Genomic DNA, 23758 nt, shown 5'->3' on the forward strand with positions numbered 1-23758 from the left:
TCAATAAAGTTGCTGTCGATCAGTCCGATACATTGATGCAATAGCGCCTTCTTAGCCGTAAAGCATGTAAGTAGGCGCTTACTCCAGCTGTGATATTACCCAGCGCAATACCAATATATAACCCTTCAATACCCCCGATATAGCCGCCAACTAGCACGCAAGGCAGCACAAATAAGAATAAGCGTTTACAACTCCACAATAGTGCCGAGAGGGGCTGGTGCAGAGCATTGAGGCTTGATACCAACATCATAACCACTCCTTGAAACCCGTAGCTGATTGGCACCGATATTAAATACAGCCAGATGATGCGTTGCACTGCCGGATCGTGTGAAAAGATACTCGCCAATGAAGACACCAAGGGTACGAGCATCACAAAGATCATCAGTTGAAATAGAATAGAAAAGCGCATACTCAGTAGCATGCCGGCAAAGCTGCGCTCAGGCTGCCGAGCGCCAATGTTTTGTGCGATAAAGGGCGTGAGTGCGGAGGTGAGTGACATGAGCACAATGATAAGCACTGATTCAATCCGTTGCGCTGCGCCATATCCCGCGACGGCTTCTGTGCCATAAGAAGACAAAATGCTCATGATGATGGCACCGGACAATGGAGTCATGGCATTCGAAAAGGCAGCTGGTGTTCCAATTCGTAAGATTTGCTGCCAATCGGGAAGTAAAACTTGCCAGCGTGGCCAAGTGAGCAGTTTTTTTTGTGTGGCGAGAATATAGAGAGATAGCCCAAGTGCGCATAACCAACTAACGGCACTCGCGATAGCCGCCCCTTGAATACCGAGTGCTGGGAAGGGGCCGAAGCCAAAGATAAGCATGGGATCAAGCCCGCCGTTTATCACACCAGCCAAGATCATAATATAGGCGGGGGTCTTGGTGTCTCCAGTGGCTCTAATGGCGCTATTACCTGCCATCGGGATGACCAGTAATGGAATCGTTAAATACCACACTGTCATATACTGTTGAATGAGCGCGAATACTGTCGAGTTAGCGCCTAGCGCACCAAATAATAGCTTGAGACTAATGAGGCCAACGAAAGAGGCGAGGACAATCAGCGCAATGGCCAACAGCAAACCATGGGTTGCCAGCCTCGCTGCACTGTTGGTTTGCCCTTGTCCTAGTAATCGACCGATACAAGATGATAACCCTACCCCTATTCCCATAGTGATACAGTTGACGGCAAACGTAATTGGAAATGTGTAGCTAATCGCAGCCAGCGCTTGAGTGCCCAATAGTGAGATAAAAAAAGTATCCACAAGATTGAACATCAGGATTGAAACCATGCCAAATATCATTGGAATAGTCATATTGCGCAGCACGCTGGTGATTGGGGCGCTAAGTAGGCCGTGTTTATCTTGCATGAGTTGATAACGGTGACGGGAAAACGCTAGGATACTCGATTATCTGCGCGGACTCTACACAGAGCAAAAAAGCCAGCCGAAGCTGACTTTTTATACAGGAATAAGCGTTAGGGCTTATTTTGCTTGAGCGGCTGCTTTCGCGATAGCGGCGAAGCTTGCTGCATTTAGAGATGCGCCGCCAACGAGTGCGCCGTCAATGTCTGGCTGCGAGAAATATGCTTGTGCATTTTCTGGCTTAACAGAGCCGCCGTATTGAATGATTAGTTGTTCAGCAACAGCAACACTTTTCGCAGCGATATGCGCACGGATTGACGCGTGGATACGCTGTGCATCTTCAGCTGTTGCTGCTTTACCCGTGCCAATTGCCCAGATCGGTTCGTAAGCAATGATAGCGTCGTTAAGAGCTTCCACACCGCATTCGTTGATCACTGCATCGATCTGACGTGCACATACTGCTTCGGTTTCGCCAGCTTCGTTTTGCGCTTCAGATTCACCGATACAGAAAACTGGCGTTAGGCCATTTTCTTTTAGGAATGCAAATTTCTTAGCAACCAACTCATCTGACTCATTGTGGTACTCACGACGCTCAGAGTGGCCGATGATGATATGAGTCGCACCGAAGTCTTTCAGCATTTCTGGAGAAAGATCGCCAGTGAAAGCACCGCTGTTGTTTAGATCAGTGTTTTGTGCACCTAGGATGACCTTGTTGCCACCTTCAGCAATGACACGTTCAGCCAAATCTAGGTATAGAGCGGGCGGAGCAACAGCGACATCAACGCCCGTTACGCCTTCTAGCTCAGCACTTAGGCCGTTGAGCAGTTCAGTTACCATGGCTTTGTTGCCGTTTAATTTCCAGTTTCCCATTACTACAGGACGACGCATAGGAATATCTCCAAGTTTCATTAATGTAAAAATCAGGCTTATACCCAAGTGTCCTCAAGTAATTTGAAGTCACTTGGGTATAAGGTTGAAAGAATATAACAGATAAATATTGGCAGATCATGACCACAATCATCTCTTTATGCGACTTTGGTAATTGAAAGCAACGAAGCAGGCATTCATTATGGTCGAAATTTGTCGTAACAAGTAATTAACGAAGAGAGCAGTATGCCGAACCTAATTTTGGAATATTCAAATTCCGTGGATGAACGTGTTAATGTACAAGGACTATTGGAAGATTTACATCAAGAAGTGTTGTCTTGCGGCTTATTTGAAAAATCTTCGGTGAAGTCACGCGCTATTCGTTACCACAATTGGTTAGTGGGCGAGCACAATGACAGCCAAGATTTTATTCACCTTCGTATCGAATTACTTGAAGGACGCAGTATTGAGCAAAAAACGGATTTGTCGCAGCGCTTGATTAATGCTCTCGCCGAACTCGCCAGCCACGTCCACAGTTTGACTGTGGACGTACGCGAAATGGAGAAAGCCAGCTTTCAGCGCGTGTTGAACTCATAGATTATTGAATTCATAGCCTATTGAACTTATAGCCGATTAAGCTTAAAGCTTGTGAACTCATCGCGGCTTGAGGCAGATTATTTGCGCAGCAGGATATCTTCAACGGTGTGATGGGCACCCTTGGTTAAGATGAGTTGCGCTCGCCCTCGGGTGGGGAGGATGTTTTGTTGTAAGTTGACACCATTAATACTTGCCCAGATCCCCTGAGCTTCGTTAATCGCATCTTGCTCAGATAATCTTGTATAGTGGCTGAAGTATGAGCCAGGCTTTGCAAATGCCCCTTTACGAAACTTGAGAAATCGCTCCACGTACCACTTTTCGATCAGCTGGGTATTGGCATCGACGTAAATCGAGAAATCGAGAAAATCTGAGATAAATACCCGGTGTGGATCGTGTGGGTAGTCCATGCCGCTCTGCAGGACATTCAAACCTTCAACAATCAATACATCTGGTAAGTCGACTACCTTCTTCTCATCGGTAATGTCATACGTGAGGTGTGAATATATCGGCGCGGTGACGTTGCGCTTACACGCTTTCACATCTGAGACAAACTGCACCAATTTTTTCATGTCGTATGATTCTGGAAAGCCTTTGCGCTTCATTAGCCCACGTTCTTTCAGAATGGCATTGGGATAAATAAACCCATCGGTGGTGACCAGCTCAACTTTAGGGTGATTATCCCAGCGAGAGAGTAGTGCTTCTAGGATCCTTGCTGTGGTGCTTTTCCCGACGGCCACACTGCCCGCGATGCCAATGACAAAGGGCGGGGATACTTCTGGGTTATCAAGAAAGTGGTGTAGTACATCGTTACGGCTTTGACGAGCCGCAATATACAGATTGAGCAATCTTGCCAGCGGCAAGTAAATCTCGACGGCTTCTTGCATGGAAAGGTTTTCATTGATTCCTTGCAGCTCCAGTAAGTCCTCTTCGGACAATGTCATTGGTACAGAATCTCGTAGCTCTGCCCATTTGTTTCGGTCAAATGACATGTAAGGACTCATACAGCACCTATTTCCCTATCACTAATGAAGAGCTGGACGATACCTTATGAGGCGAATAAATCAAATGATAAAGTCAACACTTTTTATGTAATACTTTGAAATCTGTACAAACTGCAACCGGTTGAAATGAAAACCAAGAAAAATGATTTTTTTTTAGAGTTAGCTATTGCCAGCAAGGGCATCATCCCATAGAATGCGCACCACTTATGCCGACTTAGCTCAGTAGGTAGAGCAACTGACTTGTAATCAGTAGGTCACCAGTTCGATTCCGGTAGTCGGCACCATTCTTCTTGTGTATCTATGCACATTGAGAATGAAAAATTTGGAGGGGTTCCCGAGTGGCCAAAGGGAGCAGACTGTAAATCTGCCGGCACTGCCTTCGATGGTTCGAATCCGTCCCCCTCCACCATATTCTTAAGGAAATAGCTCTTCCACAGAGTTACGTGTGCGGGCATCGTATAATGGCTATTACCTCAGCCTTCCAAGCTGATGATGCGGGTTCGATTCCCGCTGCCCGCTCCACCTCATTTTGAGTGCTGATATAGCTCAGTCGGTAGAGCGCACCCTTGGTAAGGGTGAGGTCCCCAGTTCAAATCTGGGTATCAGCACCAGCTCTAAGCGATCTTTTCCTTTTGATATATACTTTATTACCAATATATTTTGGTTGCGTGGTCATTAAAACCACCTAAATCTGTACCTAGAGGGACACCCCATGTCTAAAGAAAAATTTGAACGTACGAAACCGCACGTAAACGTTGGTACTATCGGCCACGTTGACCACGGTAAAACAACTCTAACTGCTGCAATCTGTACTACTTTGTCAAAAGTATACGGCGGTGAAGCGAAAGATTTCGCATCAATCGATAACGCTCCAGAAGAGCGTGAGCGCGGTATCACAATCGCTACATCTCACGTAGAGTACGATACTCCAGCTCGTCACTACGCACACGTAGACTGTCCAGGACACGCGGATTATGTTAAGAACATGATCACAGGTGCTGCACAGATGGACGGTGGTATCCTAGTTGTTGCTGCGACAGATGGCCCAATGCCACAAACTCGTGAGCACATCCTRCTAGGCCGTCAGGTTGGTATCCCATACATCATCGTATTCATGAACAAATGTGACATGGTTGACGATGAAGAGCTTCTAGAGCTTGTTGAAATGGAAGTTCGTGAACTTCTTTCTGAGTACGACTTCCCAGGTGATGATCTACCAGTAATTCAAGGTTCAGCTCTTGGCGCACTAAACGGCGAGAAGCAATGGGAAGACAAGATCGTAGAGCTTGCAGAAGCACTAGATTCTTACATCCCAGAGCCAGAGCGTGCAGTAGACCWACCGTTCCTACTACCGATTGAAGACGTATTCTCAATCCAAGGTCGTGGTACAGTAGTMACTGGTCGTATCGAACGTGGTATCCTAAAAGTTGGTGACGAAGTTGCTATCRTMGGTATTCACGACACAACAACTTCTACATGTACTGGTGTAGAAATGTTCCGTAAGCTTCTAGACGAAGGCCGTGCGGGTGAGAACGTTGGTGCACTACTACGTGGTACTAAACGTGACGACGTAGAGCGCGGTCAAGTACTWGCRGCTCCAGGTTCAATCACTCCACACACTAAGTTTGAGTCTGAAGTATACGTACTGTCTAAAGACGAAGGCGGCCGTCATACTCCGTTCTTCAAAGGCTACCGTCCACAGTTCTACTTCCGTACAACTGACGTAACTGGTGATATCTCTCTACCAGAAGGCGTAGAAATGGTAATGCCTGGTGATAACATCCAAATGGTTGTAGAGCTAATTGCTCCAATCGCAATGGATGACGGTCTACGTTTCGCAATCCGCGAAGGTGGCCGTACAGTAGGTGCTGGTGTTGTTGCTAAAATCTTAGACTAATTATTAGTTGGATGATTTTGCGATACTCGCATTTGAGAAAGGGAAGCTTAGGCTTCCCTTTTTTGTTATTTGAGATTAAAAAACAGCCAACTTATAACGAAATAATCTAATAATAGACAAGATTATCTATTGCTAATGAAAACCATTATCGTTTATATTCTTTATTACACCTAGTTTGTTTGGATAGAAGATGTTTGTTTGTTTGTGTCACGGTATTTCCGATAAAGAAATCAAGAAATTGGTCATCGAACAGGGCATTACTGATATCCGTACTTTAAAAAAGTGCACAGCACTTGGCAGTCAATGTGGTAAATGCGTGAAATATACCAAAGAAATTTTGACTGAAGCCACACTGCTGGAAGTAAAACAAATAATCTAAGATCCCATCATAATATTGCTTTTTTGATTCGTTACAATTTTTCTTCTACTACAGTTAATTAGTCCCAGAAGAAGAGTCGAGGTAACGATGAAAGGCGATCCTGTTATAATTCAACACCTTAATAAGATTTTGGCCAATGAGCTAGTTGCAATCAACCAGTATTTTTTGCATGCCCGCATGTATAAAGACTGGGGTTTAAAACATTTGGCAGACAAGGAATATCACGAATCTATCGATGAGATGAAGCATGCCGATGAATTGGTCGAGCGAATTCTGTTCCTTGAAGGCCTGCCTAATCTTCAAGATCTCGGTAAGCTGATGATTGGCGAAGATGCAAAAGAGATGATTGAGTGCGATCTCAAACTAGAAATGGCAGCAATCCCTGATTTACGTGACGCTATCGCTTATGCGGAAAGCGTGCGTGATTATGTTTCTCGCGACTTATTCCAAGATATTTTGGAAGATGAAGAGGAGCACGTAGATTGGTTGGAAACTCAGCTTGGTTTGATTGAAATGACTGGGATTGAAAATTACCTTCAGGCGCAGTTTGTCGATGAAGATGACTAATCTCTCTGATTGCATGGGCCGAATTTAAGACCGGCCCGATTCCCCCAAATAGAAAGCTACATTTAAGACGCTTCTTTCCCGATATTCCTCTTGCTTCCTGCGCTGTAATTCTATACCATTTGCCTCCCTAATTCTCGGTCACTTTTTTTTTAGTTCCTTGCTTCCTCTGGACGACCGGGCCAACTGTGGAAGCTGAACAATCCGTAAGGAGCAAACATGCGTCATTACGAAATCGTATTCATGGTGCACCCTGATCAAAGCGAGCAAGTTGCTGGCATGATCGAGCGTTACACTGGTTCTATCACTGAAGCTGGCGGTACTATCCACCGTCTAGAAGACTGGGGCCGCCGTCAAATGGCTTACCCAATCAACAAGCTTCACAAAGCTCACTACGTTCTTATGAACGTTGAAGCTGGCCAAGCTGTAATCGATGAGTTGGAAACTGCTTTCCGTTTCAACGATGCAGTTCTACGTAACATGATCATGCGTACTAAAGCAGCTGTGACAGAGCAATCTATCATGCTGAAGCAGAAAGAAGAACGTGCTCCACGTTCTGATGACCGTGCTCCACGTCGCGAAGAGCGTACTGAAGCTAAGCCAGAAGCTGCTGCTGAGTAATTATTACTCAGATTAGTGCCCAGTCTGTGCACATTCCGAAGCACTACTGCTTATGCAGCTTGTTAGGTAAATGTACAGACTGAAACTTTACTCAAATTTAAGATCAGGAGATAGCCCATGGCTCGTTTCTTCCGTCGTCGTAAATTCTGCCGTTTTACTGCAGAAGGCGTACAAGAGATTGATTACAAAGACGTAGCAACTCTTAAAAACTACATCACAGAAGCTGGTAAAATTGTACCTAGCCGTATCACTGGCACAAGTGCTAAATACCAGCGTCAGCTAGCTCGCGCAATCAAGCGTTCTCGTTACCTAGCACTACTACCGTACACTGATAAGCATCAGTAATCGGTACGTTTTATTAAGAAAGAGGATTAATCAATGCAAGTTATTCTACTTGATAAAATCGGTAACCTAGGTGGCCTTGGCGACACTGCTAACGTTAAATCTGGTTATGCTCGTAACTTCCTTATCCCTCAGGGTAAAGCAGTTATGGCAACTAAAGCTAACGTAGAAATGTTTGAATCACGCCGTGCAGAGCTAGAAGCGAAAGTTGCTGAGCAACTAACAGCTGCATCTGCTCGTGCTGACAAAGTAAGTGCTCTAGAAGCGGTTGTTATCGCATCTAAAGCCGGTGATGAAGGCAAACTGTTCGGTTCTGTAGGTACTCGTGACATCGCTGAAGCAATTACTGCTGCTGGCGTTACAGTAGCTAAAAGCGAAGTTCGTTTACCAGAAGGTGCTCTACGCAACACTGGTGAATTCGAAATTAGCGTTCAGCTTCACTCTGAAGTATTCGCAACAGTTGCTCTACAAGTTGTTGCTGCTGAGTAATTTCAGCATCAAAATAAAAAGCACTAGCTTCGGCTAGTGCTTTTTTTTTGCCTGCAAGAAAGCGAAACCTATTGAAAGGCGAAGGCCAAATTGACGCTGAAGATACTGTCCGCTTTACTCAGGCCCTCAGGTACACGCGAGTGGTACTGTCGACTGTGGTTGATTTTCAAGGCAATGTGCTGGGTAATATTATGAATAGCACTTAACTCGGTATCAAGACTGGTACTGCTTTGACCCGTTACCACGGTGACATTGGCGGCTAATTTGAGGTTTTTCAATGCTTGCCAGCTGGTATTCGCATTCACTCGGAAAATGGGCTCTTCCACTCTGTCGGGGAAAATAAGATCGCTTGAGCCTATTTCATCAACATTGGGCTCTTGATAGCGATAACCCGGCCCCGCTTCTAATTCGATTAAATAGTCTTCGGTATTAACCAGTTGGTAACCCAAACCACTTGAGACTGTATAGTCTTTGAAGTAAGCGCTGTAGCGAGCGTCAGTCCCTTTAAAGCTTCCGTATAGATACGATTTCAGCCCCAGTTTATAGTCACTTTGCGCGGTATACGTGGATTGACGCTTATCTTCAATCCCATCTTCATATTTTAAGTAATATGCCCAGCTAGCACTAGAGCGCCAACGGCCAGACGTATATTCACCGCCCAATTTTGTATTGAGTGATTCTGAATTGGTATTACCGATATACTTTTGATAGCCAAATTCCACATCGGTTTTCCATGGGGATGGAATCTCTATATCCACAGGCTTGGTGGCTAATTCATCTGCATGGGCTGCAAAGGCGCCCAGTACACCAAGACTTAGAATCCAATAGTTAGCCACTCATTTCCTCATTCTTAATTCGCATAAACGCTGCATGCTAAAGCGGAGAACCTTGTCGTTAGTCAAGCGAGGGTAAATTCTCACCGGGGGGGCAACAAAACTTTCCAAATATATTACAAACGCATGTTTCTGGTTATAATAGACGACACTAAACGTTATTGAGCACCGTCATGTCTGAAGCCAAATCAGAAAAACCTAATCGTCATTTATCCGATGCACAAGTGGACGCAATTAAAATGCCCCCACACTCTCTCGAAGCCGAACAGTCGGTGATCGGGGGATTATTACTAGATAATGAACGTTGGGATACCGTTTCTGAACGCGTGCTCGCCTCTGATTTTTACAGTCGGCCACACCGACTCATTTTCGAAGCCGTTAAACAGATCCTTGAAGAAAGCCAACCGTTGGATTTGATCACTCTTTCTGAGCATCTAGAGCTGCGTGAACAGCTTGATGATGTCGGTGGTTTTGCTTACCTAGCCGATCTTGCCAAAAACACACCGAGCGCGGCTAATATTAATGCCTACGCGGACATTGTCGCCGAGCGAGCCTTAGTTCGCAACCTTATTGGTGTGGCAAATGAAATTGCCGATGCGGGTTACGATCCTCAGGGGAGAAGCTCTGAGGATTTACTCGACTTAGCCGAAAGCAAAGTCTTTGCCATTGCGGAAGAGCGAACCAGTGAAAATGAGGGCCCGCAAAGCGTCGATAAGATACTAGAGAACACCTTAGAGCGTATTGAACTGCTGTATAAGACACCACATGATGGCGTCACTGGAGTAAATACAGGCTTTTCCGATCTGAATAAGAAAACGGCAGGCTTACAAGGCTCAGATTTGGTGATAGTGGCTGCGCGTCCGTCGATGGGTAAAACTACGTTCGCAATGAACTTGTGCGAAAACGCCGCGATGGATCAAGATAAGCCCGTGCTCATCTTTTCATTGGAGATGCCCGCGGATCAAATCATGATGCGTATGCTGGCGTCGTTGTCTCGAGTAGACCAAACCAAAATTCGAACGGGTCAACTTGATGATGAAGATTGGGCGAGGATTTCATCGACGATGGGCGTGTTGATGGAAAAGAAAAATATGTTTATCGATGACAGCTCTGCTTTGACGCCAACCGAGATTCGTTCGCGAGCGAGACGTATCGCACGTGAGCACGGCGGGTTATCAATGATCATGGTCGATTACTTGCAGCTGATGCGTGTCCCAGCTTTGTCAGATAACCGCACCTTAGAAATTGCTGAAATCTCACGTTCTTTAAAAGCACTGGCCAAAGAACTCAATGTACCAGTGGTGGCGTTATCGCAGTTAAATCGCTCACTCGAACAAAGAGCTGACAAACGTCCGGTAAACTCAGATTTGCGTGAATCTGGCTCGATAGAGCAAGATGCTGATTTGATCATGTTTATATATCGCGATGAAGTGTATAACCCTGAGAGCTCTTTAAAGGGGATTGCGGAGATTATTATTGGTAAGCAACGTAATGGCCCTATTGGGTCGGTGAGACTGACTTTTCAAGGGCAGTTTTCCCGTTTTGATAATTATGCAGGCCCTGCATTTGATGACGAGTAATTCGATGAACTATATGAAGGCCGCAACAGCGAGTATTGATCTAACGGCATTGCAGCACAACCTGACAACGATTAAGCAACTGGCTCCCAATAGTCATGTGATGGCGGTGGTAAAAGCGAACGCCTATGGACATGGCTTGCGTCATATAGCGAAGCATGCCTCTCTGGCGGATGCATTCGGCGTGGCGAGAATTGAAGAAGCTCTGCAACTTCGTGCTAGTGGTATCGTGAAGCCTATTCTCTTGCTCGAAGGATTCTATTCTGCTGAAGATTTACCTGTTTTGGAAACCAATAATATCCAGACTGTCGTGCATTGTATTGAACAGCTTGACGCTTTGGAACGAGCAACACTGTCAACGCCCGTTGTAACCTGGCTGAAAATAGACAGTGGTATGCATCGCCTCGGCGTTCGGCCTGATGACTATCAAGAGTTTATCGACAGGCTGAATCGATGCGAGAATGTGGCTAAGCCGCTCAAGTTTATTAGCCACTTTGGTTGCGCAGACGAATTGGGCAATTCGATTACTAGTGAGCAGACTGATCTCTTTCATGCGATGACTGCTGAACAGCAAGGGGAACGCTCTTTGGCTGCATCTGCTGGCATCCTTGCATGGCCACAAAGTCACCTTGATTGGGTTAGACCGGGTATTATCATGTATGGCGTTTCTCCTTTTAACGATAAAACCGCGAGTGAGTTGGGCTTTCGGCCGTTAATGACTTTACGCTCTCACCTTATTGCGGTTAGGACAGTTAAGGCCGAAGAAAGTGTTGGCTATGGCGCCGCTTGGACTAGCCCTAGAGACACTAAGGTTGGTGTGATTGCTATTGGTTATGGTGATGGTTACCCGAGAACCGCACCGAATGGTACGCCAGTGCTTGTCAACGGGCGCAAGGTGCCAATTGCTGGGCGAGTGTCTATGGATATGCTGACTGTTGACTTAGGGCCGGATGCACAAGATTCGGTCGGCGATGAGGCCGTATTGTGGGGCAGCGCTCTGCCAGCCGAAGAAGTGGCAGCGCATGTTGGGACGATTGCCTATGAACTGGTCACTAAGCTAACCCCTAGAGTAGACATGACATACCTTGGATAGAGGATACCTTCTCCTGTCTAGCCTCTTTGAAACTTATTCACCATGGAGAGTGACGACTATCTGACGTCGCCCACCGTGGTTACGGTGCTCCGCTAAATAAATACCCTGCCAAATACCTAACGCCATCTTCCCATTGGAGATCGGGATCGATAAGCTATTGCCGAGTAAGGAAGACTTGATATGAGCGGGCATGTCGTCTGGCCCTTCATAGGTGTGTAAATAATAGGACGCCTCCTCAGGTACCGCTTGGTTGAAGTGCGACTCCATGTCCGCTCGTACGGTTGGGTCAGCATTTTCATTAATGGTTAAACTGGCGGAGGTATGCTGAATAAAAAGGTGTAATATTCCCACTGATAGCGTATTTATTTCCGGAATACGTTGCTTAATTTCGTCAGTAATTAGATGAAAGCCACGCGGAAAGGCGCTGAGCTCTACCATCTTTTGTGTCCACATCCGTTCTCTCCCTATGCAATATTGGTAAATAAGCTTTTATTAGCAATTGCCATGTTATTTTTTTTGTCGGTAGGTGTAAAATACCTTGGCAACTATGATTGTTCTGCCATCACTTAGGTACTTTGCCTTACAGTGTTGGTGAAATTAAATTACGAATACGAGCCGCATTTGATTTCTAAGTTGCGTCGTTTCTTGTTGCCTAGAGATGAATATTCGATCCTTCTATGCAAAACATACCTTGTTCTGAATAGAAGGATAAAGCCTACAGTAACACTGGGATAGTTACCATGTTGAAAAATATCAATCCGACACAAACGCAAGCGTGGAAAGCACTTACGGCGCATTTTGAATCAGCACAAGATATGGACCTTAGCGCGCTGTTCTCTGAAGACAGCCAGCGATTTAATAAATTTTCGACCAGTTTTGGTTCCGATATCCTTATCGATTACTCGAAAAACTTGATCAACGAGCAGACGCTTGAGCGCCTATTTCAATTGGCCGATGAAACAGAATTGAAAGCGGCAATTGATGCTATGTTTAACGGCGATGCGATCAACCAAACAGAAGATCGCGCAGTATTACATACGGCGCTACGTAATCGCAGTAACACGCCAGTTCTTGTTGATGGCGAAGACGTGATGCCTGCGGTGAACGCTGTGTTAGAGAAAATGCAGTCATTCACAACTCGAGTTATCAACGGTGAGTGGCAGGGTTATACGGGCAAAGCCATCACAGACATTGTTAACATCGGTATTGGCGGTTCAGATCTTGGGCCTTATATGGTGGCAGAAGCTCTTGCACCATACAAAAACCACTTAAACTTACACTTTGTATCTAATGTCGACGGTACGCACATTAGCGAAACGTTGAAGAAAGTGAATCCAGAAACAACTCTGTTCCTCATAGCTTCAAAAACGTTCACTACACAAGAAACCATGACCAATGCACACACTGCTCGTGATTGGTTCCTAGCTTCAGCGCAAGATGAAACGCAAGTCGCAAAGCACTTTGCTGCTTTGTCGACTAACGCGAAATCTGTTTCTGAATTCGGTATTGATACCGAGAATATGTTTGAGTTTTGGGATTGGGTTGGCGGCCGTTACTCTTTATGGTCAGCGATTGGTTTGTCTATTGCGCTTGCTGTCGGTTACGACAACTTTATCGAGTTGCTGGAAGGCGCTCATGAAATGGATCAGCACTTCGTTGCGACACCATTTGAGCAAAACGTGCCGGTCATCTTGGCATTGATTGGCGTGTGGTATAACAATTTCCACGGCGCTGAGTCTGAAGCAATCTTGCCATACGATCAGTATATGCATCGCTTCGCGGCTTATTTCCAGCAAGGAAATATGGAGTCGAATGGTAAGTCTGTCGATCGCAATGGTGAAGAGGTGACGTATCAAACAGGCCCAATCATTTGGGGTGAGCCGGGTACCAATGGTCAACATGCGTTTTATCAATTAATCCACCAAGGTACCAAGTTGATCCCATGTGACTTTATCGCGCCAGCGCTGAGCCACAATAATGTGAGTGACCATCATCCAAAACTAATGTCGAACTTTTTTGCCCAGACAGAGGCGTTGGCTTTCGGTAAAACGGAAGAAACAGTACGTGCGGAACTCGTGGCATCGGGTAAATCTGAGAAAGAAATTGAGGAACTGCTCTCCTTTAAAGTCTTTGAAGGTAATCGTCCGACCAACTCTATTTTGGTTAAACAGATCACCCCGCGTACTTTGGGTAACCTTATCGCCATGTATGAACATAAGATTTTTGTTCAAGGCGTTATCTGGAACATCTTTAGCTTCGATCAGTGGGGAGTGGAGCTAGGTAAGCAACTGGCCAGCCAAATCTTGCCGGAACTTGCTGACAATGCTCAGGTAGAGAGTCACGATAGTTCAACCAATGGTCTAATTAACGCATTCAAAGCGTATCGTGCGTAAGTTAATTAGTGAATTACTTAGCTATTCATATAGATAGTTAGGGTATAAAAAAGGCCAGCAAATGCTGGCCTTTTTAGTGGGTTCATCGACGTCGTTTACTCAAAACAGATCTCAATAAACGCGTTGCCCCATTCTGATGAAAACGGCATGATGATGATTGAGCCTTCAGTTTTATGACGTATGGTATGGCCTCGGCCAGAAACAATAATCGGGGTCGCCATATCAAAGTCGAAACCACTTTCGGCTAAGATCCGCTTTGCGCCCCCCGTTACCATATTGGTGATTTCGCCCACCATATCCGTGACTTCTTCATTGATGCCGTTAGGACGTTCGCCGAGCATATTCTGCATGATTTGTAGTGCGAGGCTTTCATCAAACGTGATCGACATGGATCCGCGAGATTTATCACCGACCATCCCAATCAAGCCAGAGACATCTCCACGGGCAATTTCGTCTTTTTTCACTCGAGGCTTCTGCGGTTTGAGTTCTAAAGAAGCCATGGTTTTTAAGACGTTCATTAAAGACGCTAGAAACGGATTTACAAATTCAGCTCGCATAATATGTCTTTTCAGTCCCTTACATTGGAGCAACACGGTTCGCAGACACCATGAGACTCAATAACATGATTGGCTATAGTATAGCCGTGTTTCGCTGCATTTTTTTCTAACTGTGATACAAGACTTTCATCTTGTATCTCAACAACATCACCGCATACATCGCAAATCAAAAGTTGAGAAAAATGTTTATCAGCATCACCGAAACAACATGAAATGAAGCTATTGGTGGACTCAACTCTGTGAATGAACCCTTGCTCCAACAGGAAATCTAACGCTCGGTAGACGGTTGGTGGCTTTGCATGGGGCTCACTAATTTTTAATTCTTCCAGCAATTCATAGGCACTTGAGGCCTTTTTTCTGGCGTCTATCAACTCAAAAACTCGACGCCTTTGTGGTGTCAATCGCACACCGCGCTCAGAACATATTGCTTCAACTTGTTTTATTTTATGTTGGTCCAAACTTCTCACCATAACCTTTGGACTTATTTAATAATATACTATTTATAGGTAGATATTAGTCATTGATAAATAATTTATTACCTAAGTCGCCGGAACTACAACTGTCATTCTTGGTGCTTAAATTACCTGATTTCTCGCTAAAGCGATAGCCACCGTTGACTGGACAGCGTTGATAGAGAGTCACTTATAGCGTGATTACGTGTGGAAGAACCGCCACGATGATTCCACTAACGCCTATCACGAAGCCTCCAGTTGTGTATCGACGTTGCTGAGTTTGCTTTCTGCTATAGGCATCCAGAACTTCCTTTAGGTGTGTTGACAATGGGTCGAGCAATTGCTCATTGCCTTTCAGTAATGCTCTCAAGCGTTCAAGATGAGCGCGTATTTCCGTTGGCAAACCTTCGAAAGGTTCTTCTTCTTCGAAATGCGTAATGTAGTTTTTGATCAGATCTCTTTCGTCAGACAATCCTTTGTTGCTCCCAACCAAAATATCACGATGGCAATTTTTGATGACTCTGATCGCGTCGGATAGGGGTAAGTTTCGTGTTGCGGCGATGTGTTTAATGTCGGACCAATCAGGAGTGGATTGAGTGATGGCGTGCTTGAAATCGGTTTCAAAGCGTGAAGCTGCGCGGTGTTCTTTATAGATTTCAAATATCTTTAAGCAGGCGTTGCTTAATGCGACAACCGCAATAAATAAAATGACGGCAGGAACCCAATCTAACATAGTCTTTCCTTATATGAATCCGCGTGTTGTGTGACGCCACAAATAGAAGCTGTATGTTCCCGTGCTTTCACTTTCTATCTAATGGCTGATAACGCTGGTTCTTGGTGAATGTTTATGTGTGCTAATAGCGGGTTTATCATGTTGATGAGAGTAGTCAACGAGGGTTATCAGGAGGGCAAGAGGTGAATATTTCAGCGACATTACTGTCTATTACTTGGGACTAATCACAACTTGAGGTAGAATCTGCGCTCTTTTTACATTTCACACTCTTATATCTCGACGGCACTATGCAACGGGTAGGTGTGATTGATTTTGGGCCTGTTTACTTCATCTCAGATGCCTTTAGATAATATTGCTAATGATAATCGTGAGCCCAATACACTACGCGGAGCCAGTAAGATGCAAGATAGTATGAATGTCGCATTAGCGCCTAGCGCTGAGCCAGAACAAAGTTCAACGATAATTCATCCATGTCGGTTTTCAATCGCACCCATGCTCGATTGGACAGATCGTCATTGTCGCTATTTCCATCGCTTATTGTCATCTCAAACTTTGCTTTACACCGAAATGGTGACGACTGGGGCTATCATTCATGGCAAAGGGGACTTTCTTGCGTATAACGAAGAGGAGCACCCACTCGCTTTACAGCTAGGCGGTTCGAACCCTAAAGACTTAGCGCATTGTGCGAAGCTGGCACAAGAGCGTGGCTACGATGAAATTAACTTAAATGTTGGTTGTCCTTCCGATCGAGTACAAAATGGCCGCTTCGGCGCCTGTTTGATGGCTGACCCAGAATTGGTGGCCGAATGTATTTCTGAAATGAACGCCGTGGTGGATATTCCGGTGACGGTCAAGACTCGTATTGGCATTGATGAGCTCGACTCATATCAATTTTTGACTGACTTTGTGACGACAGTTTCTGAGAAAGGTGGCTGTGAGCAATTTACTATCCATGCGCGTAAAGCTTGGTTGTCTGGTTTGAGTCCGAAAGAAAACCGTGAAATTCCACCACTAGATTATGATCGTGCGTATCAGTTAAAACGCGATTTCCCTCACCTGGTTATTGCGGTTAACGGTGGGGTTAAGACATTGCAAGAGAGTGCTGAGCATTTAGGTCATCTTGATGGTGTCATGGTGGGAAGAGAAGCCTATCAAAATCCGTATATTTTGGCGGAAGTCGATAGCCAATTATTCGGCCTTGATACGCCAATTAAGAAACGGCGCCAAATAGTCGAAGAAATGTACCCTTATATTGAGCAGCAACTCTCTAACGGTTCTTACCTTGGCCATATTACGCGTCATATGTTGGGCTTGTTTCAACATATGCCGGGTGCTCGTCAATGGCGACGTTATATCAGTGAAAACGCACATAAGCCAGGTTCAGGCATTGAAGTGGTACAAGCGGCATTAGCTAAGATCCCCCAAGAATTGGATGTGTAAAATTCGCCAACAATATGGTGAATACCGCGCCGTATAACGATAAGCGAGAGTCTAATTGGATTCTCGTTTTTTTATTGTCCTTGAATTCAGCGAGTTAGCCTTTCTAGATCCGTATGTGGCGTAGTTCATGCAATAACAAGGACAAAATAATGAGGAGAAATCTCAATGTTGTTAGAAGTTATTTTTGTACTCATGTTTGCAGCAACCTTGATGGTTACGGGCATTACAACCATTGCCGTGTTTAGCGCAATGGGTGTTGCTTTGGCCGTGACTGTTTTAATTGCCTTTATTGGGATTGCGTTTAAAGTTCTTCCTTGGTTAATCTTAGCGTTAGTTGGCGTCGCTGTGGTACACAAGATACGTGCTTAGTTCACGTTCGTTAACTGATTGATTAAACATTGTTTAGCAAATGGAATATGGTATTACACTCTAGGGTGAAATAATGGCACCCTGAACGTGACGTTGGAGTGTATACACATGGATAGAGTAATATTCTCAGCGCTAGCCACCACCTTGATTGGATGTGTGGCCACCCCTTCAGCTTTCGCAGCTTCACCGCACAGCATAAAAATTGGCTCCGATATATGGTGGGGCAGTACCAAAGTCGATCACACTCGCCGAGGATGGGTCGATGCCCCCAGCTTATATCTGGCGTATCACCCAAGCCGCTCGGCCTTACCTGACATGAGTTATCGTTACACTTCAGTAGATAGCGGTGAATTTGCAGCATTTGATAAGCATGACTTGTCTTTCTATTACAACTTATTGACTCATGATCTGATGACTTTTGATGTGGGGCTAACGGCAACTCAATACACGGATACACGCTATCGAACCATTAGTAGTGCAACACCTTATAAGTTTAATGACTTCACACTTAGTCTCTACTCTTATGCTGATATTCGTGTCCCAGATACTCAATTGCGCTTAATGGGGCAGTTTGAAGCAGGCAATATGAACGGCATTAAGTCGACGGATTTTATTGCTGGGCTGCGCTATGACATTCCTTTTGATTCATCAACCGTGTCTTTTCGAGGCGGGTATCGTGTGATAGATCTAGAGTTCAGTGATCTTACACCAAGTTCTGCTGGTTTGGCTGAATCTCTCGTATTAGTCGATGGTTATTTCATCGGTGCTGAGATCAGCTTCTAATTTTCTTCCTTGGCTATAAACTGAAATTTTTGTTATCGAATGTGTTTATATCGTTTAGCTATAAATAGAGCCCTTTAATTAGCAGTTTGGTTAATTTGGGCCATGCTTTATGGGCGCAAATGGATTGTAGGTGGCCAAATATGACTATCACTGAGTTGAAGAGTCTTTTTCGTGAAGAGCAGCTGGTTGAAGCGATCATTGAGCCTTCCGCCGAAGAAGGCAACTGGATTGTTGAATTTCGTCATGCGCGAGGGGGCTTTGTTCTCTTAACCGATAACCATGGCGAAGAGTGCCACTATGGAGATCTCGACTTGGCGTCAAAATCTGCAATGGCGGTTGGGTTTAAGCAAGTTCGTATTGAATCCAAGTAACCCGCTTCTATCTCAATTGTCCCCATGCTAGCTTCAAAAACGTTATAAAGCATTCTCTTCTATTCTTTCTCGTTATTAGCTTGAGTGTTTAAGCTTAACTCACGCAATAATTAGGGATAGAGCAATCATGTCGTCGTTAGCCAACATGTCACCAGGTAGCAAGCCACCTATAGATCTCAAGGATCTCGCCACACCGCTCAGTCAAGATCAGCTACTAAGGTTGCAGCAGATCGCCGCTGAATTATCTCCTCAGCAATTAGCTTGGGTGAGTGGCTATTTGTGGGGATTACATCAAACACCATCGGATTACCAAAGTGCATTTGCCGAGAGCGGATTAGATCGAGAAAAAATTACGCCTGAAGAGCAGAGTTTAACCATAGTCTTCGCCTCTCAAACTGGTAACGCTAAGGGGATAGCTGAGGCCTTAGCTCAGCAGGCGAAATCATTCGGGCTGGTGGTTGAGGTGTTCGACGCGAATGATTTTAATGTTAAGCGTCTTAAAAAGCTGACCTACCTAATCATCGTTGCTTCAACCAACGGTGAGGGTGAGGCGCCAGACAATGCAATCGAGCTGCATGAGTTTTTGGGTTCCAAGAAAGCGCCCAAATTACCGAATTTAAATTATGCTGTGATTGCATTGGGAGACTCGAGTTACGAATATTACTGTCAAATAGGCAAAGACTTTGACCGATATTTGTCACAGCTAGGGGCACAACCGTTTATTGAAAGAGTGGATTGTGACATCGATTATGATGACGCAGTGGAGCTCTGGTCTAAGCGAGCGCTTGAATTAATACATGACAAGCTATCGGGCAACGAAGCGGAAGTCGTCACCCTGCCATTATCTTCCGGAGTAAGTCATGCTCCTACCTATAATAAACGAAGACCATTTTCGGCTGTTCTCCTCACTAACCAAAAGATCACTGGGCGCGACTCTAGTAAAGACGTACGACATATTGAAATTGACCTTGAAGGTTCTGGCATTGCTTATCAACCTGGCGATAGCTTGGGTGTGTGGTTCCAAAACCGTGCTGAGTTGGTTAACGAGATACTGGCCAAAGTCGGTTTATCTGGAGTAGAAAGCGTCGATGTATCCGGAGAGAGCCTGTCAATTCACAGCGCACTACTCGATAAATACGAAATTACCGCTTCAAACCCTAAATTCGTTACTCAGTTTGCACAGCACTCAGGCAGTAAAAAGTTGCAGAACCTGCTCAAAGACAAAATAAAGCTACGCGATTATGTCGCTAAAACGCAAATAGCAGATGTGCTAGCTGAGAAAAAAACGACCCTATCTGCCGATGAGCTTTGTACCATGTTGCGGCGTTTAACTCCTCGGCTCTATTCTATCTCGTCCAGTCAGGCGGAAGTGGAAGAAGAGGTGCATTTAACCGTCAGCCTAGTGGAGTATTCACATCGCCAACAATTGAGAGTGGGCGGAGCATCCGGTTATGTGTGCCAGCAGCTTGAGGAAGGGCAACACGTATCGATTTTTGTTGAAAGCAACTCTCACTTTAAGCTGCCCTCAAACAACGAGGTTCCAATTATTATGGTGGGACCAGGTACCGGTATCGCGCCGTTTCGAAGCTTCTTACAAGAGCGGGACCAGAGCGGATCAACAGGAAAAAATTGGCTCATATTTGGCGACCGTACATTCACCCAGGATTTCCTTTATCAGTCAGAGTGGCTGAAATATAAAAAGCAAGGGCTGCTAACTCGCCTAGATATTGCTTTTAGTCGTGATCAGCCAGAGAAACAGTATGTGCAGCATCGTTTATTGGAACAAGCTGAAGAGGTGTGGGGCTGGATAGAGCAGGGGGCTTATTTTTATGTATGTGGAGATGCCACGCATATGGCGAAGGACGTTCACCAAGCTTTACTAGAAATCTGCTCATCTCAGGGGGGATTATCAATGGAAAAATCTGAGCAATATCTCATCGAGCTTAAAAAGACCGGTCGCTATCAGAAGGATGTCTATTAATGAATAAACAAAAATCTCCACAGCCAGTCTTGGGTACGGAACTTGGGCCGCTATCAGATAATGAAAGAATTAAAAGAAGCAGTAACTATTTACGTGGAACGATCCCCCAAGATCTAAAGGACGGAGTGACTGGTGGCTTTAGCGCAGAGAATTTCCAACTGATTCGCTTCCATGGCATGTATCAGCAAGATGATCGGGATATACGTGCTGAGCGAACCAAACAAAAACTGGAACCTCTACATAACGTGATGCTTAGAGCGCGTATGCCGGGCGGAATCATTTCGCCAAAACAATGGTTAGCCATCGATAAATTCGCTACTGAGAATACTCTTTATGGCAGCATTCGTTTGACGACTCGGCAAACCTTTCAGTTTCATGGCGTTTTGAAACCGAACATCAAAGGAATGCATCAAACCTTAAACAGTATTGGTATTGATTCCCTAGCTACCGCTGGTGATGTGAATCGAAATGTATTGTGTACCTCGAACCCAATTGAATCTGAGTTACACCAACAAGCTTATGAATGGGCCAAACGGATTAGTGAACACCTACTGCCTAAGACCAATGCTTATGCCGAACTTTGGTTAGATGGCGAGAAACTGTCGAGTACAGATCAAGAACCGATATTAGGTCAGAATTATTTGCCTAGAAAGTTTAAGACAACGGTGGTTGTCCCGCCGCTTAATGATGTCGATGTGCATGCGAATGATCTCAATTTTGTCGCGATTGCAGAAGCTGGACAGCTGGTGGGCTTCAATGTGCTGGTTGGTGGTGGCTTAGCCATGACACATGGTGATTATTCTACATATCCGCGTTGCGCCGATGATTTTGGTTTTGTCCCGTTAAATAAAGTACTAGAGGTGGCATCGGCCGTGGTAACGACACAGAGAGATTGGGGGAACCGTTCCAACCGAAAAAATGCTAAGACCAAATATACGTTAGATAGAGTGGGGATTGAGGTGTTTAAGGAAGAAGTAGAAAAACGTGCCGAACTTCGTTTTTCTGCTAGTAAGCCTTATCGATTTTCTCAGCGTGGTGACCGTATTGGCTGGACAAAAGGGATCGATGGCAAACACCATCTCACGTTATTTATTGAAAATGGCCGTTTGCTGGATTTTCCAAATAAAGCGTTAAAGTCGGGCGTCGCCAAGATAGCGAAAGTGCATACTGGGGATTTTCGTATGACGGCCAATCAGAATTTGATCGTCGCAGGGGTGCCTGAAGGCCATGTCGCTGAAATTGAGCGAATCGCGAAAAGCCATCAGTTGATGTCCGATGACGTCAGTCAACAAAGAATAGATTCGATGGCATGTGTATCATTTCCAACTTGCCCATTAGCGATGGCAGAAGCCGAGCGCTTCTTACCCAGCTTTGTGACCAAGCTAGAAAGTATACTTCAATCTCATCACCTCCCAGCGAGCGATAGTATTATTACTCGAGTCACCGGGTGTCCAAATGGGTGTGGGCGAGCCATGCTCGCTGAGATTGGGTTAGTGGGGAAAGCTCCAGGAAGATATAACCTACATTTGGGTGGTAACAAAGCTGGCACACGTGTGCCCAAGATGTATAAGGAAAACATCAGTGTCGAGCAAATCCTCACGGAGATAGATAACTTAGTCGCTCGCTGGTCACAATCAAGGAGGGATGGCGAGGCCTTTGGAGACTTTGTGGTACGAGTTGGCGTTGTTGATGAAGTACTTATATCAGTGAGGGACTTCTATGCTTAGCCTATCGACTAGGGCTCCTAAGTTAGCCAGTCTACTTGATCTCAATAGCGTAGAACGTTCAATGCAATTGGCTGCATTGAACAACATGCTGGAACAGCTACCCGCTATAGAACGGATTCGCTGGGGGATGGAGAATATCGAGGGAAACCATGTACTGTCCTCAAGCTTTGGGCTGCAATCGGCGGTTATGTTGCATCTCGCTACTTCAGTAGAGCCAACTATACCTATTGTATTGACCGATACAGGGTACCTATTCCGAGAGACCTACCAATTTATTGACCAGCTTGAGCAATCCATGGATCTTAATGTAAAAGTGTATCGTGCTCATCAAAGCCCACAATGGCAAGAAGCTCGATATGGCAAGCTGTGGGAACAAGGTATAGATGGAATAACCCGATATAATGAGATCAATAAAGTTGAACCAATGCGTCGAGCGCTACGTGAGCTCGCAGTCGGAACGTGGTTTTCTGGTTTAAGAAGAGAGCAGTCGTCTAGCCGAAATGCTCTGCCGATCTTGTCGATCCAGAATAAAGTGTTTAAGTTCCTACCGATTGTCGATTGGTCAGAGCTGGCGGTAGCGTCTTATATGGATCAGAAAAAATTGCCACATCATCCGCTCAGTAACTTGGGGTACACTTCGATCGGTGACACCCACACTACAGCCAAATGGCAGTCTGGAATGAAACATGAGGAAACGCGCTTTTTCGGTTTGAAGCGAGAGTGCGGTTTACATGAAGATGATGAAGCGGATGGATCTGGGATTTAACTGTCTCTGCTATCCAATGTAGAGCAAACGCTATAGATACGAGAAGTGGAACCATGATGTCGGTGATGAAAGTGGGTTTGTGACTTCCGAACAGTACTAAAAGCAGCCAATTGTGAGCAAGTTTGTGGATAAGGTGTGCTGTAGCTATTGGTAAGTTTGGATAAATTGGCCTTTGGGGATAATTTGGCCGGCTAAAGCTTATTTTTACACTTTTTCATAAATAACACTTGCCAATCAGCAACCGATCTCTATAATGCACCCTCGCTGACACGGGAAGGCTTCAACGCTTTTTAGCTGAGAATAAAGAACGAGTTAGCAAGGTCATCTAGCGAAGCCAAGTGCTTAATAAAGTTTTGAAAAAGTGGTTGACACTCAAACTTAACTCGCTAAAATGGCCGTCCGCTTGAGAGAGCTTCTGAAAGAAGCGCTTTAAAAGCAAAGCTCTTTAACAATTTAAACCTATCAATCTGTGTGGGCACTCGTTGATGATAATCCAAAGGCTTTTCTGTTCTTTTTATAAAGAGCGGTCAAGCAGCTTCTTAGAAGCACTTTAGGTATCAATGAAC

General features: G+C 45.1%; 25 protein-coding genes and 4 tRNA genes. 21 read left to right on the forward strand and 8 right to left on the reverse strand.

The genetic code is table 11. From position 1 onward, the window contains the following. Window positions 1-19 precede the first annotated feature (19 nt). Complete coding sequence (locus L4C34_RS17635) at window positions 20-1366, reverse strand: MATE family efflux transporter (protein WP_428790649.1); 1347 nt, start codon at window positions 1364-1366, stop codon at window positions 20-22. Between the two features lie 114 nt (window positions 1367-1480). After that, the gene (tpiA, locus tag L4C34_RS17640; protein ID WP_428790650.1) at window positions 1481-2248 is read right to left on the reverse strand and encodes a triose-phosphate isomerase; all 768 of its coding nucleotides are present in this window, start codon (window positions 2246-2248) and stop codon (window positions 1481-1483) included. Between the two features lie 225 nt (window positions 2249-2473). Here tpiA and L4C34_RS17645 point away from each other — a divergent pair, with 225 nt between their 5' ends. Further along, entirely contained in the window at window positions 2474-2824 is a 351-nt protein-coding gene (locus L4C34_RS17645; RefSeq protein ID WP_428790651.1) for a 5-carboxymethyl-2-hydroxymuconate Delta-isomerase, read from the forward strand. A gap of 77 nt (window positions 2825-2901) precedes the next feature. On the opposite strand, the gene coaA is transcribed toward L4C34_RS17645, so the two are convergent. After that, on the reverse strand, window positions 2902-3825 hold the full coding sequence (gene coaA, locus L4C34_RS17650) for a type I pantothenate kinase (RefSeq protein ID WP_428790652.1): 924 nt from the start codon (window positions 3823-3825) through the stop codon (window positions 2902-2904). A 208-nt stretch (window positions 3826-4033) separates the two neighbouring features. Between coaA and L4C34_RS17655 the strand changes: the two genes are divergently transcribed. The 10 genes from L4C34_RS17655 (at window position 4034) to rplI (ending at window position 8117) form a co-directional block, all read left to right on the forward strand. Beyond that, a tRNA-Thr gene (locus tag L4C34_RS17655) sits at window positions 4034-4109 on the forward strand. A gap of 40 nt (window positions 4110-4149) precedes the next feature. Beyond that, window positions 4150-4234: transfer RNA gene (locus L4C34_RS17660), tRNA-Tyr, on the forward strand. A gap of 38 nt (window positions 4235-4272) precedes the next feature. Further along, window positions 4273-4347 (forward strand) — tRNA-Gly (locus L4C34_RS17665). 13 nt (window positions 4348-4360) lie between these two features. Next, window positions 4361-4436, forward strand: a tRNA-Thr gene (locus tag L4C34_RS17670). A 101-nt stretch (window positions 4437-4537) separates the two neighbouring features. Continuing rightward, window positions 4538-5722: an elongation factor Tu gene (tuf, locus tag L4C34_RS17675; RefSeq protein WP_428790653.1), complete on the forward strand. Its 1185-nt coding sequence runs from the start codon at window positions 4538-4540 to the stop codon at window positions 5720-5722. A 190-nt stretch (window positions 5723-5912) separates the two neighbouring features. Beyond that, window positions 5913-6101: a (2Fe-2S)-binding protein gene (locus L4C34_RS17680; protein ID WP_428790654.1), complete on the forward strand. Its 189-nt coding sequence runs from the start codon at window positions 5913-5915 to the stop codon at window positions 6099-6101. Between the two features lie 87 nt (window positions 6102-6188). Beyond that, window positions 6189-6668 (forward strand): bacterioferritin, encoded by a 480-nt coding sequence (gene bfr, locus L4C34_RS17685; RefSeq protein WP_428790655.1) that lies wholly within the window; start codon window positions 6189-6191, stop codon window positions 6666-6668. Between the two features lie 216 nt (window positions 6669-6884). Next, the gene (gene rpsF, locus L4C34_RS17690; RefSeq protein ID WP_428790656.1) at window positions 6885-7286 is read left to right on the forward strand and encodes a 30S ribosomal protein S6; all 402 of its coding nucleotides are present in this window, start codon (window positions 6885-6887) and stop codon (window positions 7284-7286) included. 117 nt (window positions 7287-7403) lie between these two features. Next, entirely contained in the window at window positions 7404-7631 is a 228-nt protein-coding gene (gene rpsR / locus L4C34_RS17695) for a 30S ribosomal protein S18 (RefSeq protein WP_000090472.1), read from the forward strand. Between the two features lie 33 nt (window positions 7632-7664). Continuing rightward, entirely contained in the window at window positions 7665-8117 is a 453-nt protein-coding gene (gene rplI / locus L4C34_RS17700) for a 50S ribosomal protein L9 (RefSeq protein WP_428790657.1), read from the forward strand. Between the two features lie 68 nt (window positions 8118-8185). Here rplI and L4C34_RS17705 read toward each other — a convergent pair whose 3' ends face one another. Beyond that, window positions 8186-8953 carry a DUF481 domain-containing protein gene (locus tag L4C34_RS17705; RefSeq protein ID WP_428790658.1) on the reverse strand — a complete coding sequence of 256 codons (768 nt, stop codon included), beginning with the start codon at window positions 8951-8953 and terminating at the stop codon, window positions 8186-8188. A 170-nt stretch (window positions 8954-9123) separates the two neighbouring features. On the opposite strand from L4C34_RS17705, the gene L4C34_RS17710 reads away from it, so the two are divergent. Continuing rightward, complete coding sequence (locus tag L4C34_RS17710; protein WP_428790659.1) at window positions 9124-10530, forward strand: replicative DNA helicase; 1407 nt, start codon at window positions 9124-9126, stop codon at window positions 10528-10530. Further along, complete coding sequence (alr, locus tag L4C34_RS17715; RefSeq protein WP_428790660.1) at window positions 10502-11620, forward strand: alanine racemase; 1119 nt, start codon at window positions 10502-10504, stop codon at window positions 11618-11620. The genes L4C34_RS17710 and alr overlap by 29 nt, the downstream gene beginning before the upstream one ends. 33 nt (window positions 11621-11653) lie before the next feature. Here alr and L4C34_RS17720 read toward each other — a convergent pair whose 3' ends face one another. Beyond that, complete coding sequence (locus tag L4C34_RS17720) at window positions 11654-12073, reverse strand: secondary thiamine-phosphate synthase enzyme YjbQ (protein WP_428790661.1); 420 nt, start codon at window positions 12071-12073, stop codon at window positions 11654-11656. A 287-nt stretch (window positions 12074-12360) separates the two neighbouring features. Here L4C34_RS17720 and pgi point away from each other — a divergent pair, with 287 nt between their 5' ends. Next, a complete protein-coding gene (gene pgi / locus L4C34_RS17725) occupies window positions 12361-14013 on the forward strand; it encodes a glucose-6-phosphate isomerase (protein ID WP_428790662.1) in 1653 nt (550 codons plus the stop codon). 95 nt (window positions 14014-14108) lie between these two features. On the opposite strand, the gene L4C34_RS17730 is transcribed toward pgi, so the two are convergent. The 3 genes from L4C34_RS17730 to L4C34_RS17740 form a co-directional block, all read right to left on the reverse strand. Next, entirely contained in the window at window positions 14109-14570 is a 462-nt protein-coding gene (locus tag L4C34_RS17730) for a chemotaxis protein CheX (protein WP_428790663.1), read from the reverse strand. Between the two features lie 11 nt (window positions 14571-14581). Continuing rightward, window positions 14582-15040, reverse strand: coding sequence for a zinc uptake transcriptional repressor Zur (zur, locus tag L4C34_RS17735; RefSeq protein ID WP_428790664.1), 459 nt, complete (start codon window positions 15038-15040; stop codon window positions 14582-14584). A 172-nt stretch (window positions 15041-15212) separates the two neighbouring features. Further along, the gene (locus L4C34_RS17740; RefSeq protein ID WP_428790665.1) at window positions 15213-15755 is read right to left on the reverse strand and encodes a hypothetical protein; all 543 of its coding nucleotides are present in this window, start codon (window positions 15753-15755) and stop codon (window positions 15213-15215) included. Window positions 15756-16214: 459 nt separating this feature from the next. Between L4C34_RS17740 and dusA the strand changes: the two genes are divergently transcribed. The 7 genes from dusA to L4C34_RS17775 all read left to right on the forward strand — a co-directional run bounded on the left by dusA (window position 16215) and on the right by L4C34_RS17775 (window position 23192). Continuing rightward, window positions 16215-17195, forward strand: coding sequence for a tRNA dihydrouridine(20/20a) synthase DusA (dusA, locus tag L4C34_RS17745; protein WP_428790675.1), 981 nt, complete (start codon window positions 16215-16217; stop codon window positions 17193-17195). Between the two features lie 165 nt (window positions 17196-17360). Continuing rightward, on the forward strand, window positions 17361-17564 hold the full coding sequence (locus L4C34_RS17750) for an envelope stress response protein PspG (protein ID WP_428790666.1): 204 nt from the start codon (window positions 17361-17363) through the stop codon (window positions 17562-17564). A gap of 108 nt (window positions 17565-17672) precedes the next feature. Next, entirely contained in the window at window positions 17673-18347 is a 675-nt protein-coding gene (locus L4C34_RS17755; protein WP_428790667.1) for a TIGR04219 family outer membrane beta-barrel protein, read from the forward strand. 140 nt (window positions 18348-18487) lie between these two features. Then, window positions 18488-18718 (forward strand): hypothetical protein, encoded by a 231-nt coding sequence (locus L4C34_RS17760; RefSeq protein ID WP_428790668.1) that lies wholly within the window; start codon window positions 18488-18490, stop codon window positions 18716-18718. 127 nt (window positions 18719-18845) lie between these two features. Further along, window positions 18846-20699 (forward strand): assimilatory sulfite reductase (NADPH) flavoprotein subunit, encoded by a 1854-nt coding sequence (locus tag L4C34_RS17765; protein WP_428790669.1) that lies wholly within the window; start codon window positions 18846-18848, stop codon window positions 20697-20699. Continuing rightward, a complete protein-coding gene (gene cysI / locus L4C34_RS17770) occupies window positions 20699-22426 on the forward strand; it encodes an assimilatory sulfite reductase (NADPH) hemoprotein subunit (protein ID WP_428790670.1) in 1728 nt (575 codons plus the stop codon). Before L4C34_RS17765 ends, cysI begins: the two co-directional genes overlap by 1 nt. Continuing rightward, on the forward strand, window positions 22419-23192 hold the full coding sequence (locus tag L4C34_RS17775) for a phosphoadenylyl-sulfate reductase (RefSeq protein ID WP_428790671.1): 774 nt from the start codon (window positions 22419-22421) through the stop codon (window positions 23190-23192). The genes cysI and L4C34_RS17775 overlap by 8 nt, the downstream gene beginning before the upstream one ends. Window positions 23193-23758: the final 566 nt, after the last annotated feature.

This window comes from Vibrio profundum (assembly GCF_050337555.1).
Taxonomy (GTDB): Bacteria; Pseudomonadota; Gammaproteobacteria; order Enterobacterales; family Vibrionaceae; genus Vibrio; species Vibrio profundum.

What these genes read in the sequence shown, in the direction of transcription:
- bfr (WP_428790655.1), top strand. Translation starts at nt 6,189, where the DNA reads ATGAAAGGCGATCCTGTTATAATTCAACACCTTAATAAGATTTTGGCC.
- L4C34_RS17645 (WP_428790651.1), top strand. Translation starts at nt 2,474, where the DNA reads ATGCCGAACCTAATTTTGGAATATTCAAATTCCGTGGATGAACGTGTT.
- L4C34_RS17755 (WP_428790667.1), top strand. Translation starts at nt 17,673, where the DNA reads ATGGATAGAGTAATATTCTCAGCGCTAGCCACCACCTTGATTGGATGT.
- L4C34_RS17775 (WP_428790671.1), top strand. Translation starts at nt 22,419, where the DNA reads ATGCTTAGCCTATCGACTAGGGCTCCTAAGTTAGCCAGTCTACTTGAT.
- L4C34_RS17750 (WP_428790666.1), top strand. Translation starts at nt 17,361, where the DNA reads ATGTTGTTAGAAGTTATTTTTGTACTCATGTTTGCAGCAACCTTGATG.
- L4C34_RS17720 (WP_428790661.1), bottom strand. Translation starts at nt 12,073, where the DNA reads ATGTGGACACAAAAGATGGTAGAGCTCAGCGCCTTTCCGCGTGGCTTT.
- L4C34_RS17635 (WP_428790649.1), bottom strand. Translation starts at nt 1,366, where the DNA reads ATGCAAGATAAACACGGCCTACTTAGCGCCCCAATCACCAGCGTGCTG.
- zur (WP_428790664.1), bottom strand. Translation starts at nt 15,040, where the DNA reads ATGGTGAGAAGTTTGGACCAACATAAAATAAAACAAGTTGAAGCAATA.
- rpsR (WP_000090472.1), top strand. Translation starts at nt 7,404, where the DNA reads ATGGCTCGTTTCTTCCGTCGTCGTAAATTCTGCCGTTTTACTGCAGAA.
- L4C34_RS17740 (WP_428790665.1), bottom strand. Translation starts at nt 15,755, where the DNA reads ATGTTAGATTGGGTTCCTGCCGTCATTTTATTTATTGCGGTTGTCGCA.
- cysI (WP_428790670.1), top strand. Translation starts at nt 20,699, where the DNA reads ATGAATAAACAAAAATCTCCACAGCCAGTCTTGGGTACGGAACTTGGG.
- L4C34_RS17680 (WP_428790654.1), top strand. Translation starts at nt 5,913, where the DNA reads ATGTTTGTTTGTTTGTGTCACGGTATTTCCGATAAAGAAATCAAGAAA.
- alr (WP_428790660.1), top strand. Translation starts at nt 10,502, where the DNA reads ATGCAGGCCCTGCATTTGATGACGAGTAATTCGATGAACTATATGAAG.
- tpiA (WP_428790650.1), bottom strand. Translation starts at nt 2,248, where the DNA reads ATGCGTCGTCCTGTAGTAATGGGAAACTGGAAATTAAACGGCAACAAA.
- L4C34_RS17710 (WP_428790659.1), top strand. Translation starts at nt 9,124, where the DNA reads ATGTCTGAAGCCAAATCAGAAAAACCTAATCGTCATTTATCCGATGCA.
- L4C34_RS17730 (WP_428790663.1), bottom strand. Translation starts at nt 14,570, where the DNA reads ATGCGAGCTGAATTTGTAAATCCGTTTCTAGCGTCTTTAATGAACGTC.
- pgi (WP_428790662.1), top strand. Translation starts at nt 12,361, where the DNA reads ATGTTGAAAAATATCAATCCGACACAAACGCAAGCGTGGAAAGCACTT.
- rpsF (WP_428790656.1), top strand. Translation starts at nt 6,885, where the DNA reads ATGCGTCATTACGAAATCGTATTCATGGTGCACCCTGATCAAAGCGAG.
- rplI (WP_428790657.1), top strand. Translation starts at nt 7,665, where the DNA reads ATGCAAGTTATTCTACTTGATAAAATCGGTAACCTAGGTGGCCTTGGC.
- coaA (WP_428790652.1), bottom strand. Translation starts at nt 3,825, where the DNA reads ATGAGTCCTTACATGTCATTTGACCGAAACAAATGGGCAGAGCTACGA.
- L4C34_RS17765 (WP_428790669.1), top strand. Translation starts at nt 18,846, where the DNA reads ATGTCGTCGTTAGCCAACATGTCACCAGGTAGCAAGCCACCTATAGAT.
- L4C34_RS17760 (WP_428790668.1), top strand. Translation starts at nt 18,488, where the DNA reads ATGACTATCACTGAGTTGAAGAGTCTTTTTCGTGAAGAGCAGCTGGTT.